The sequence below is a fragment of the Mesorhizobium sp. M0983 genome, from assembly GCF_040318975.1.
Classification (GTDB): domain Bacteria; phylum Pseudomonadota; class Alphaproteobacteria; order Rhizobiales; family Rhizobiaceae; genus Mesorhizobium.
Genome location: NZ_JAMYNH010000005.1, coordinates 166,005 through 178,845, shown reverse-complemented (window position 1 = coordinate 178,845; position 12,841 = coordinate 166,005). Strand labels below are relative to the sequence as shown.

The 12,841-nt window shown below is 61.7% G+C and carries 7 protein-coding genes and 2 pseudogenes; all 9 read right to left on the bottom strand.

Annotated features, from left to right (window positions below):
* Positions 1 to 449: 449 nt before the first annotated feature.
* The 9 genes and pseudogenes from NKH71_RS12160 to NKH71_RS12125 all read right to left on the bottom strand — a co-directional run bounded on the left by NKH71_RS12160 (position 450) and on the right by NKH71_RS12125 (position 12,836).
* On the bottom strand, positions 450 to 1,133 hold the full coding sequence (locus NKH71_RS12160; RefSeq protein ID WP_352483882.1) for a response regulator transcription factor: 684 nt from the start codon (positions 1,131 to 1,133) through the stop codon (positions 450 to 452).
* Entirely contained in the window at positions 1,123 to 1,512 is a 390-nt protein-coding gene (locus NKH71_RS12155; RefSeq protein ID WP_352483835.1) for a response regulator, read from the bottom strand. Before NKH71_RS12155 ends, NKH71_RS12160 begins: the two co-directional genes overlap by 11 nt.
* A 2-nt stretch (positions 1,513 to 1,514) precedes the next feature.
* Positions 1,515 to 2,156 (bottom strand): response regulator transcription factor, encoded by a 642-nt coding sequence (locus NKH71_RS12150; RefSeq protein WP_023716982.1) that lies wholly within the window; start codon positions 2,154 to 2,156, stop codon positions 1,515 to 1,517.
* Positions 2,153 to 2,812 (bottom strand): annotated as a pseudogene (locus NKH71_RS33450) (sensor histidine kinase); the annotation flags it as partial. The pseudogene NKH71_RS33450 and the gene NKH71_RS12150, both read right to left, overlap by 4 nt.
* A 30-nt stretch (positions 2,813 to 2,842) precedes the next feature.
* Positions 2,843 to 4,615: pseudogene (locus tag NKH71_RS12145) on the bottom strand (MASE1 domain-containing protein); the annotation flags it as partial.
* 404 nt (positions 4,616 to 5,019) lie between these two features.
* On the bottom strand, positions 5,020 to 8,145 hold the full coding sequence (locus NKH71_RS12140) for a PAS domain-containing protein (RefSeq protein WP_352895037.1): 3,126 nt from the start codon (positions 8,143 to 8,145) through the stop codon (positions 5,020 to 5,022).
* Positions 8,146 to 8,568: 423 nt separating this feature from the next.
* Positions 8,569 to 10,149 carry an MFS transporter gene (locus NKH71_RS12135; RefSeq protein ID WP_352483675.1) on the bottom strand — a complete coding sequence of 527 codons (1,581 nt, stop codon included), beginning with the start codon at positions 10,147 to 10,149 and terminating at the stop codon, positions 8,569 to 8,571.
* Positions 10,146 to 11,240, bottom strand: a complete 1,095-nt coding sequence (locus NKH71_RS12130) for an HlyD family secretion protein (RefSeq protein WP_352483676.1) — start codon at positions 11,238 to 11,240, stop codon at positions 10,146 to 10,148. The genes NKH71_RS12135 and NKH71_RS12130 overlap by 4 nt, the downstream gene beginning before the upstream one ends.
* A 507-nt stretch (positions 11,241 to 11,747) precedes the next feature.
* Positions 11,748 to 12,836 (bottom strand): ABC transporter ATP-binding protein, encoded by a 1,089-nt coding sequence (locus NKH71_RS12125; RefSeq protein ID WP_352483677.1) that lies wholly within the window; start codon positions 12,834 to 12,836, stop codon positions 11,748 to 11,750.
* Positions 12,837 to 12,841 lie beyond the last annotated feature (5 nt).

Below are 12,841 nucleotides of genomic sequence, written 5' to 3'. Positions count from 1 at the left end.
TGCGAGGAACAGGATGCACCGATCCGGGCCGCGAACCTATTCTACGGAAGCATCTGTCATACGATGCCAAGGTGCAGGGCAGGCACGCCGAGGATTGGGGACGGGCCGAGGCAAGCTCTTATAGACATACGTCAATTTAGGCTTGGGTAGCGGCGCGGGACCGACGCGGCATGGCCGGCGTCAGTTGCTGTGCATGAAATGTTGCGAGTTTGTCGGTCAGACCGGCGCCGCAAAAGAGCGCCGCTCAGAGGTAGCGATGTTGGCGCGGGCCTGGCCGCAAAACACCCAATAGGACCACCGATGTACATCAGGACCACCCGCAGCAGCAGGAGCGTGCCGACGGGCAGGAAGGCCTTCGCGCGCTGAAGAAGCAAATTTCCCACAGCCTGAAATGGCCGGGCGCGCTGGGCAATCCTATTGGATGGGGCATGGATCGGCTTGTGCCAATTCTAGACCTCGCGCATCGGCGCGGGCAGCGTTTCCCACGCCCGGATCAGTTCACCGATGGAAGCGGCTTCCATCTTGCGCATGACATTGCCGCGGTGAAGCTTGACGGTCACTTCACTGATGCCGAGGTCGAAGGCGACCTGCTTGTTGAGGCGCCCGCGCGCCACTTCACGCAGGACCTCGCGCTCGCGCGGCGTCAGCGTCTCGACGCGCTCGATGTTGCGCTTGACGATCACGGCATCCGCCCGCCGTTTGGCGTCCACCGCAATGCCCGCGATCACGGCGTCAAGCAGCGTCTGATCCCGCACCGGTTTCGTCAGAAAGTCCACGGCGCCGGCCTTCATCGCCTGGACAGTCATCGGGATGTCGCCATGCCCGGTCAGGAAGATGATTGGTTTGGGGTTGCCGTTTTTCGCAAGATGGTGCTGCAGATCGAGACCGCTCGTCCCTGGCATGCGCACGTCGAGGATCAAACAGCCGGGGCTCTCCAACACGTCGGCGTCAAGCAATTCACGGGTCGAGGTAAAGCACACCGGCAGAAAACCCGCCGACAGGATCAATTCAGACAGCGCCTCCCGAACAGAGGCATCATCATCGACAATAATGACCAGCGGCTGCTCGGCTTCAGCCCTCCGCTGCTGTGATGACGGCGTCGATCTCCGTAAGGGCAATTGGTCAACTCTCATGTTTAGCCTCCGTTTCTGGGTTGCGTAAGGCGTCGCCGATCGCCGCAAGCAGTGCCTGGCCATCGAACGGCTTGCGGAAAAGCCTGCCAATGCCCTTGGCGCGGTGCTGATCCACTATCTCGTGGCGGCCGGTGATCAGGAACACGGGCAGATCCGGACGCGCCTTCTTGACCAAGTCGCGAAGTTCAAAGCCGTCCATGCCGGGCATCCCGATGTCGGTGATAAGCATGTCCAATCCAGACAGGCCGCTGACCAGCAACGACCTCGCCGACGAGAAGCTGCGGGCCACATAGCCGGCGGACTCCAAGAGGTCCTCCAGCGACTCGAGCAGTCTTGGGTCATCGTCGACGATCGCCACGACAGGCCTCCGCTTGCTCACCCTCAGCTCCCCCCTGCCCGGCGCGAGTGCGTGATCGGTATTCCCAATCGCTCGGCGATGCGCACGAGGTCGGCGAGCGACGCCGCGACCATCTTCTGCATGACGTTCCTTCTATGAATTTCCAGCGTAACTTCGCTGATCCCCAGCTCAGCGGCCGCCTGCTTGTTGAGCAGGCCGCTGACCACCAGCGGCAGCACCTCACGTTCGCGCGGCGTCAGTTCGAGATAACGTTGCTTCAACACGCCCAGCTCGGCGCGCTCCGATCGCTGTGCCCGATCCTGGGCAATCGCTGCATGGATTGCGGCCATGAGGTCTGCATCGCTGAAGGGCTTAGTCAGGAAATCCACGGCGCCGTGCTTGATCGCACGCACGGAGGACGGGATATCGCCATGTCCTGTCAGGAAAACGATCGGCGGATGATCGCCCTCGGCAATCTGCCGCTGCAGATCGAGGCCGTTGATATCCGGCAACTCGATATCGAGGATGAGGCAGGCAGGGACGTCCGGCTTGTCAGCGCGGATATAATCGCCCGCCGATCCGAACGCTACGGCACGCATGCCGTGCGCAGCCAGCAGCTCACTGAGCGCCTCCCGGATGCGTTCATCGTCATCTACGATGAAGACAATTTGGCCGTCCGTCGTCATGACGCCGCTTTCGCTTCAATCGGCAACGTGAAGATAAACGTCGCTCCACGTGGTTCGTTCTTCTCGACCCATAAACGCCCGCTGTGCGACTCGATGATCGAACGGCAGATCGCCAGTCCCATGCCCATCCCTTGCTCTTTCGTGGTAAAGAACGGTTCGAATATCCGGTCGGGAAACTCGACGCCCCGGCCGTGATCGCTGACTTCGGTCTGGACAACATCCCCGATATGGCGCACGCGGATTTTGATAACTCCGTCGTCCGCACCAGAGTCCATCGCCTCCATGCCGTTGCGGATGAGATTGACCAGAACCTGCTGGATTTGGACGCGATCGAACGCGACTAGCGGAATGTCGCTTCCGATATCAACGCTGATGCGAACGCCCCGCCGCATCGCTTCCTCGGTCACGAGGTCGCGTGCCTCTGCGATGACACTGCTGAGCGTCGCATTGGTTCTCGTCTCGGTGGATTGCTTGAACAGCGCGCGAATGCGGCCGACGACGTCCGCCGCCGAGTTGGCGTCCCGGATAATGCGCTCGGCCGTAATCTTCGCGCGTTCGACGTTCGGCGGTGCTGCGGACAGCCAACGGTGGCATGCATGGGAGTTGGCGACGATCGCAGCCAGCGGCTGATTCACCTCGTGGGCGATCGAAGCCGAAAGCTCGGCGAGACTTGCAGCCTGAGCCGCTTGCGCGAGTTTGTCGGACGCTTGTCGCAGCGCTTCCTGGGCGCGCACCTCTTCGTCGATGTCGAGGGAAACCCCGTACCATTGCACAACCGCCCCGTCCTCATCACGCCGCGGCTCCACCCTGCACTCCGCCCAGCGATAGCCATCTGTTTCGCGCCAGCGAAACCGCATCGCGGAACCGCCGCCTGTTTCGAAACAATTCAGCAACGTGCTCAGCACCTCGGGAGCATCTTCGGGATGAACCAGTTCTTGCAGCAATTCCTCGATGCGCGGCTCTCCGAGTGCTTCGAAATCAGCGATCACGGAGCGGAAATGGTCCTGGTACCGCTTGTTGAAGTAGACCGGCCCGCCGGTCGGCACCGCGCTCCAGATGCGGACCGGCACAGCGTCGATCATCTGCTGAAGCTGCAATTCGCTCCGCCGCAGGGCCTCTTCAGCTTGCATTTGATCGTCTATGTCGTGACAGAGGCCGTACCACTGGACGATGCGGCCAGTGTGATCGCGCATCGGCTCCGCCCGGCTCGACATCCAATGATAGACGCCATCGGCGCGGCGCAAGCGATACCTCATGGAGAAGCGCTCGCCGGTGGCGAGGCAGTGACTGAGCGTATCGCCGAATGCTGCTGCGTCGTCCGGATGGACGCCGGCCTTTATCATCGCCGCCAGCCGGCTGATGCCCGGTTTGTCCAAATCCGTTACGTCCAGGCCGAGAAAGTCGACCATGCGCTTGTTGAAAAAGGTCGGATCGCCATCGGGCCTCAGGCGCCAAACGTGGCTCGGAACCATGTCGACAAGCTGCGAGAGCTCCCGCTCCCGGTCGCCCAATGCCTCAAGGCTTTCACGCAAAGTGAGCACCGCCGCCTGATGCTGCCGGGATATGGCGGCCACGACGAGCGCCGAAAATGCCGAGATGGCCAGAAAAAGCTGCAGCATGATCTGGTTGTGCTTCTGGGACTCGGGATCGCCGGCAAATTGGCTGGCGCCGGATATCGTGAATACCGCCGTGATCAGAGCGAGAACGGTCAATGCTACGGCGGCGCCTCTGAACTCAAAGCGCACTGCGGCCCAAAGAAGAGGCGGCATGATGATGTAGGCGAAGGGCAGATAGCCGCTCAAGGAAAGGGCGGCGATACCAAGAAAGATCAGCCCCAGGACGCAAGCTTCCATCCACCGCGCTGCTGAGAGCTGCGCCTTGCCGCGCCAGTTCTGGAACACGACCAGCGCCAGTGGCGCTACGATCAGGACTCCCGTCGCGTCTCCGATCCACCACAGCGGCCAAGCCGTCGCAAAGGTTTGCGATTGTATGCCAAACCACGCAAGCGCCGCACTTCCCACCGTCGCGCTTGCGACTGGCGCAATTCCAGCGGCCAGTACGACGAATGCGAGAACGTCGCGCAAGGTTTCCAGCCGAACTGGGCGCTTGCAGGTCTGGTTCACGAGCCATGCGCCGGCCACCGCTTCAAGAGCGTTGCCGGCAAAGATCAGGAAGGCCGCGGGCAGCGGAGTGTGGAACCACAAGAAGTTGCTGAACAGTTCGGCCAGACAGGCCCCCAGCACCCACCACGGCCAGCTATACCTGGAGGCGAAGACAAGCGTAGCGATGAACAGTCCGCTCGGAGGCCAAATGGAAATCCCTGTTCCAGGTATGATTGCGAGCGACTGGGCGAAGCCGCAGCCCAGGACATAGACCGTAATAAAAAGCCCCAGATGCAAGAATTGGGGACGGTGCGACCAGACGCGCGATAACCTGCCTCTTTCAAGATCGCTGATCATGTTGCCGCGAATCAGGCCTGGTTCACTCGTCGCCAAAGATCGGCCACTTCCTTGCAATCCCGGTCCGGATCGGTCGAAGTCATGCTTTAACGCGCCCGTTGCGTTGGAATCGGTCTCGCCAAGTGAGTTGGGCGCTGTCGTCATCGGGTGCCCCTGACGGACAAACAAACTCTGGAGATTGTCGGCGCTTCGTATAGCACTTGCTCTTGGTAGCTGGATCTGGGCTGACGGACTCACACCGTCACCCTAATCCCGCCACGCCCCAACCGCACCTCATGGAAATCCATGCATTGCGCGGGGGCAGCGACGCCCTTCACCGAAAGGAGAATAAACCAAGCGTTTGCTGAGCGCCGCCGGATACGTTCAGCATCGTCCAAGATGAGGACGATTGTCGTCGTCCGGCATCATTGCACAGCTTTCGCTTCAACCGGGAGAGTGAAGATGAATGTCGCTCCATGCGGCACACTGTTCTCCGCCCATAGGCGTCCGCCGTGAGACTCGACGATCGAACGGGAGATCGCCAGCCCCATGCCCATCCCATTCCCTTTCGTCGTAAAGAACGGCTCGAATATCTTGTTAGGACGTTCGATACCCGGGCCGCGGTCGCTGACCTCGGTCTGGATCGTGTCCTCTATCCGGCGCACACGCAGCCCGAGAACCCTGTCCGTGGTGGAGTCCATCGCCTCCATGCCGTTGCGAATGAGGTTGACCAGGACCTGCTGGATCTGGACGCGATCGAAGGCGACGAGCGGAAGATTGCTTTCGACATCGATGTCCATGCGAACGCGACGCCGTATGGCTTCCTCGGCCATGAGGTCACGCGCTTCGGCAATAACGCTGGGGATCGGCGTGCTGGTTCTCATTTCAAGCGAAGGTCTGAACAAGGCACGGATGCGGCTGACGACATCCGCCGCCGAGTTGGCATCGCGGATGATGCGCTCGGCCGTGATTTTCGCGCGCTCGACGTTCGGGGGCACGGCGGACAGCCAACGGTGGCATGCGTTGGAGTTGGCGACGATGGCGGCCAACGGCTGGTTCACCTCATGAGCGATGGATGCGGAGAGTTCGGCAAGGCTCGCCGCCTGGCTCGCACGCGCAAGTCTCTCTTGTGCCAGTCGAAGCTCCTCTTGTGTTCGCACCTCATTTTCGATGTCGAGGCAGATAACGTTCCACTGCACGATGGCACCTTCAGCGTTGCGCATCGGCGCGGCGCGCGTCTCGACCCAGCGATATTCACCATCGAAGCGCCGCAGACGGTGCCGTCGCGCATACGGCTCGCCGGTGGACAAACAATGGGCATATCTCTCTTTGACACCTGTCAGGTCGTCGGGATGAACACCGGCGTCGAGTGTGCCAGCCAGCCGGGACTTTCCCGCTTCGTCCAATTCCTCAAGATTGTATCCGAGGAATTCGCGGAGCTGCTGGCTGCGATATATCGGTTCGCCATCCGGAGCGGCGCAATCGATCATTGCCGGCAGCGTTTCAACGAGCTGCCAGAGCGCACGTTCTCTCTCGCGCAGCGCCTCTTCGACGCGCAGCTGGTCGTCGATGTCGTGCGTAAGGCCGTACCATTGGACGATGCGTCCACCTTGGTCCCGCAGCGGCTCCGCGCGGCCCTCCATCCAGCGATAAACGCCGTCGGCACGCCGCAGGCGATACTTCATGAAGAAGCGCTCGCCGGTGGCGAAGCAGCTGTTGAGTGCTTCCCTCAGGCTGGCGGCATCGTCGGGATGGACGACGTTGGCAATGAAGGCCGCCAGCCGGCTCGTGTCCGGCTTTTCCGCGTCCGCTATGTCCAGGCCGAGAAAATCTATCAGGCGCCTGTTGAAAAAGGTCGGCTCGCCGTTCGAAGACAGCCGCCAGAGGTAGCTCGGAACCATGTTGACGAGCTGCGAGAGCTCTCGTTCGCGGTCGTGCAATGCGGCCTGCGTGGTCACCAGATCATGGATGTCGACGCTCACGCCGTACCACTGGAGGATGCTGCCATCTTCGTCGCGCAGCGGCTCGGCGCGAGTCTCGGTCCAGCGATAGCCGCCGTCGGCCCTCCGTTGGCGATATCTCTGAACGTAAGGCACGCCCGTTGCGAATGAATGGCGGATCGCCTGCCGTGCGGTGTCGATATCGTCTGGATGGATCACGCTCAGGGACGGCGAGCCGTCCGGGGCGGTGATGTCACCGAGCGTGGCCCCGGTTACGTCGGTGAACCGCTTGTTGACGTAGGATGGCCTTCCCTCCCGTGTCGTACTCCAGATCAAAGCGGGCACGGTGTCGATAAGCTGCTGAAGGCGCCGCTCACTTTTGCGCAACGCCGCCTGCGCGCGCACCTCATCGTCGATGTCGAGAGAAACCCCGTACCATTGCACGACCGTTCCGTTGTCATCGCGCCGCGGCTCCACCCTGCACTCAGCCCAGCGATAGGTGCCGTCTTTTTCGCGCCAGCGAAACCGCATCGCGGAGCCGCCGCCAGTTTCGAAACAATTCGATAACGTGCGCTGCACCTCGGGAGCATCTTCGGAATGAATAACCTCGTGCAGCAGCGTTTCGATGCCCGGCTCGCCGAGAGCATCAAAGTTCGCGATAACGGAGCGGAAATGGTCCTGGTATCGCTTGTTGAAGTAGACCGGCCCGCCGGTCGGCATCACGCTCCAGATGCGGACCGGCACGGCGTCGATCATGTGCTGCAATTGTCGCTCGCTTCGCCGCAACGCCTCTTCGGCGTGCATCTGATCGTCTATGTCGTGACAGAGGCCGTACCACTGGACGATGCGGCCGGCGTCATCGCGCATCGGCTCCGCCCGGCTCGACATCCAGCGATAGACGCCATCGGCACGGCGCAGGCGATAGCGCATGGCGAAGCTCGCACCGGTAGCGAAGCAACCACGGAGTGCATCGCCGAATGCTGCTGCATCGTCCGGATGGACGCCGGCCTGTATCATCGCCGCCAGCCGGCTCATGCCCGGTCTGTCCATATCCGTTACGTCCAGGCCGAGAAAATCGACCATGCGCTTATTGAAGAAAATCGGCTCGCCGTCCGGATCGAGCCGCCAGATGTGACTCGGTACCATGTCCACGAGCTGCGAGAGCTCCCGCTCGCGGTCGCGCAATGCTGACTCCGCCCGCTTCTGGTCCTCAATGTCTATTGTCGTGCCGTACCATTGAATGATGCGGCCCTGACTATCGCGAAAAGGTCGTCCTGAGCTTCGAAACCAGCGATAGACGCCATCGGCGCGCCGCAGACGATGCTCGGTGTCATAGTGATCGCCGGTTTCGAGGCAATGCCGCCATCTGGCGGCGACACGATCATAATCGTCGGGATGGACGGCTCGACGCCAGCCGAACTCATCGTCGTCTTCGGAGGTGTTGAGATCCTCATGCGTGTTGCCGAGGAACGCCACGGTGTTTGGGCTCACAAAGGTGAATCGTCCGGCGGCATCGGCTGCCCACGCGTGGCCGGGCATACTCTCGATGATTTGCAGCGCGAGCGTTGCTTCGGGGTCGATTTCGCCAAGTGAGTCGGACGCTGATGTCATTGGCTTCTCCTGTCGGACAAAGAAAGCCTGGGGACGGTCAGCGCTTTATATAGCACTTGTTTTCAATATCTGGACAGGCGAACTCACCGCCTAAATCTAGTCCCGCGATGCCCCGGCTGCATCTCATGGAAATCCATGCATTGCGCGGAGATATCGCCGCTGCGGCGGCCCGGCCGCTACGGCGCGCCTAACGATCGCCTCGGGCAAGAAGCGACGCGGATCGACGCGTCAACACCCACCACTGGGAAATACGAGCCGGACAGGTAAGACGCTCGGCTGCCTCTTCGTCGGCTGCAGAGTGAAACCGGAAAAACCTCTGCATTCGTCATCCCTGTCTCGTCCGGTTAACACGGCTCATGAGATAATCTGGAAGCCTCGCCCGACCAAAACATCTGTTCCAAAGTATAGGGCCTGGACGCGGTTTTAGTTCTGCGGAGCGGCTTGGCGGGCGAGCAATTGTTTGGCGACAATGAGACAGGGCGCAGCGACCGCGAACAGCAGGACGAGCGCGAAGAAAGCTTCGTCGAACGAGATAGTGGCGACCTGCTTCTCAAGCGCGCGCTGCAGCAGCGGCAGCGCGGCCTTGGTCGCCGCGGCGCTGTCGATACTATTCGCCAGAACGTTCGCAGTGGCTCTCAAGCGCTGGTCCACGGCTGGATCGCCATTGACGAGGTGGGACGTCAGTATCGTCCGGTTGTGGACATTCTGGTGATCAATATACGTTTGCAAGAGGGCTGTGCCGGTCAGACCGCCCGCCTGCTTGCCGAAGTTGAACAGCCCGATGCCGAACGGCAGCGCATCAGGGGCAAGGCCCTGCAGTGTAATCAGCGTCAGTGCCACGAACAGAAGGCCGAGGCCGAATCCCCGCAGCAGCAGAGCAAGGGTCAGGTCCGGTGATCCGCTACCGCTCGTCGAAGCGGACAGCAGCCACATGGCGCCTGCGAAGAGCAGAATGCCAAACGGAGCAAGCGTGATCGGGCGCATCCCGGTCTTTTGGATGAGGAAGCCGGACAACAAAAGTCCAAGCGCGAGCATGGCTCCGCTTGGCAGCAGAAGCACTCCCGCGCCCGTGGCGGTAAAATCGAGCACGTTGAGGGCAAAAGCCGGAATGAGATAGGCGCTGCCCGAAAGGGCAGAGCCGGCGACGATGCTGACGAGAAGGCCAAAGCGAAAGTCCGGATTGCCAAGGGGCGAGATGGCCAGCAGTGAGCCTTCTGAACGAAGGCGGGTCTTCCAGACGGCCAGGAGGCCGGCAGCCGTCACACCGGTTGCGGCAAGGAAGGTGATGTCGGTGTCGTCGAACCAGTTGAACCTGCTGCCTTGCAGCAGGACGTAGGTCAAAAGCGCGGCGCTGATGCCGAGCAACGATATCCCGACGGCAGGAAACCTGGTTTTCCGCCAAAAGGTCCGATCGCCGTCCGCCGCCAACAGGACAAGGGAGACGATGCCGAGCGGAATGATGCTCAGGAATATCCACTCCCAAGTCAGATGGTCGACAAGCCAGCCCTGCAGGGCCGGCGTGACGGTTGTCGGAGCCATGACGGCGCCTACGGCAAAAACCGCCTGAACGACCGGCTGATGCCGATGAGGGAAGCGAAAGAACAGCAGCGTCTGGCCGGCGACGAGAATTGTGCCGCCAGCCAGCCCCTGGACAATGCGGCAGATGCAAATCCAGGTGAGGTCCACCGACAACGTCAAGGCCGCGGATGCCAGCAGAAGGGCGACAACCCCCGCGCGCAGGCAGACGGTCGGCCTGGCTGCCGTTACAAGAAGCGGAGCGACAAGGAACGCCGTCAGCTTCGCCGCGATGAAAACCACGTCGACCATCGCCAGCTCGTCCGACGTTGCGTAGGTGTCGCCAAGCATGTCGATCCGGCCGATGGACAGTGCGGTGGATGCGACCGCGTCCATGAAGGCGGCCAGCACGACGCCGGTTGCTATCAAGGAAGCGCGCAGGGTACCGGGATGGCGCTGCACAGCCGCCGTTTCGGCGAGGTGCATCATTGCGCTGAGCGCCCGTTCGCGGTCCCGCCTGTCTGCATTTCCTGCGCTACTGCCGGAGCATCCCTGGTGCCGACGGTGATGACAACACGAGCCGAGAGTCCCGGAACCAGGCGGCCGGGCAACGGATTGCGCGTCATCCTGATCTTGACCGGCACGCGTTGGACGACGCGGATGAAGTTGCCGGTGGCATTGTCCGGCGGCAGCAGGCTGAAGGCTGCGCCGCTGCCAGGAGCGAAGCTGTCGACAAGGCCGTCGATTTGCAGATCTGGATATTCATCAACCATGACGCGGACCCGTTGGCCGATCTCAACCTGCTTCAGCTGCGTTTCCTTGAAGTTTGCGACGATCCAGACATCGTTAACCGGAACGATGTCCAGGGCTGCCGTCCCTGGGGTGACATAGCGGCCGACCCGGATCTGGCGATTGCCGACGATGCCGTCGACCGGGGCCCTCACGACGGTGTTGGCCAGGTCTAGCATTGCCAGGTCGAGCGCTGCCTGTGCCTGCGACAGGGCTGCCTGCGCGCCGGACAATTGTGCATCCAGGACGCCGAGCTTCAACTTCTGAGCCAACAGATTGGCCTCTGCGCCGTCCAGCGATGCCCTTGCCTTGTCATGGCCGGCCTGCGCATCCTGCAGCTTCTGATCGCTTGCGGTTCCGTTCTTCTGCAGCGTGACGTAGCGGCTTAAGTTGGCGCGGGCGAATTGCAGGTCGGCTGCGGCAGATTGCTTCTGCGCCTCGGCCTGCGCGATCAATGCGTCCTGCAGTTCACGGGTCGCCTTGATGTTGGCGATTTCCGCCTGCCGGGCGGCGACGTTGGCTTTCGCCTGCTCCGCCTTGGCCTTGTAGTCGCTGTCGTCGATGCGAAACAGGACAGCACCTTTTGACACATTGGCATTGTCGTCTATGTCGACTTCGACGACGTAACCGGCGAGCTTCGGAGCGATGCTGGTAATGTCTCCGCGGAGATAGGCGTTATCGGTCGTTTCCTCGAACCGGCCCCTTGTAAACCACTGCCAGCTCCAAATAGCTGCCATTGGCAGCACCATAAGGGCAACGAGGGCGATCGCGATCTTGCGGGGTTGGCTCATGATTGCCTCGACCCCAAGTCGACGCGCTCACTATCGAAGGAGATCTCCGCCTGCCGAAGAGCGAGCCGTTCGGCAAGGCTGCAAACCCACGGTGCGCAATAGAGTCTCACGAGAACGTCTCCGTCGAGCTGCGGCTCTGCAACAAGGCAGAACTGAAGAACGATCGCGGATTTCACGGCCTCGCCGCTATCATGCGGACGAACATCCCATTTGCCCTGATCGGTAGTTCGTACTGAACCTCAGCACAGGTCGTATTGTCAGTCGGCCGGATTCAGGCGCGCGAACGTGGCGGCGCGGATCTCCGTATTGCCGAAGACCGTCCACGAGAAAATCCACTTTGAAGTAAATTCCGGACATCCCGTGGCAGCAATGATCGCAGAGAGCGCCCTTTTGAAGAGTTTGGTTGTCTTAACGTTCACCTATTTTGTGTTTTGACAAGCGCGCAACACGCGTTCGCTGTGCAGCAGTTGCGACAGTTCATGAAACAACCCGCTATCTTGCCTCCGGCTAACGCGGTGCGACACGCAGCCCGGCGGCATCGAAGAGATGCATGCGCTCCGGCGGCAGAGCGAGGTGGATCGGCGGCCCTTGCGATTCAACGCCCTGCTGCTTGAGAACGGCGATAAGTTTGCTGTCGCCGGCAATGGTGGCGTGGACAACGGTTTCCGGTCCCAGCGCCTCGGCCAGCGTTATCCGCGCTTCCACCGATCCCTTGCTGCCATCCGAAAGTTGGATGTCGTGTGGTCGGATGCCAAGCGTCGCGTCGTCTCCCGGTTTCAGCGCGACCCCGTCGGCGGCGACCGAGGCCGACAGCCCGCCCGGACCTTCGACACGCACCTCGGCGCCGCTTGCCGAACGCACCTTCACCGGCAGCAGGTTCATCCGCGGCGCGCCGATGAAGCCGGCGACGAACAGGTTGGCCGGCGCGTTGTAGAGATCGAGCGGCCGGCCGACCTGTTCGATCCGCCCCGAGCGCATGACCACGATGCGGTCCGCCAGCGTCATCGCCTCGATCTGGTCATGGGTGACGTAGATCATCGTGGTTGCCAGCCGCCGGTGCAGGCCCGCCAGTTCAGCGCGCATGGTGATGCGCAGTTCGGCATCGAGGTTGGACAGCGGTTCGTCGAGTAGAAAGGCGGTCGGATTGCGCACCACCGCACGGCCGATCGCCACGCGCTGCTTCTGGCCGCCCGACAATTGACCGGGCCGGCGGTCTAGATAGGAAGCAATTTCCAGCATGCGCGTCGCTTCCGTGATCCGCGCGTCGATCTCGGCTTTCGGCATACGGATGTTTTCGAGCCCGAAGGCGAGGTTCTGGCGCACGCTCATGTGCGGGTAGAGCGCGTAAGACTGGAACACCATCGCCAGACCGCGCTGCGCGGCCGAAACGTTGGTGACGTCGACCCCGTCGATCTCAATCTTGCCGTCGGTCGGCCGATCGAGCCCGGCAATCAGCCGCAGCAGCGTGGACTTGCCGCAACCCGACGGGCCGACGAGGACTAGCATCTCGCCGTCCCCGACGTCGAGGTTGATGCCGTGCAAGATCTTCATCTTGCCGTAAGCGCGATCGATGTTGGTCAGCGTTATCCGTCCCATGACAT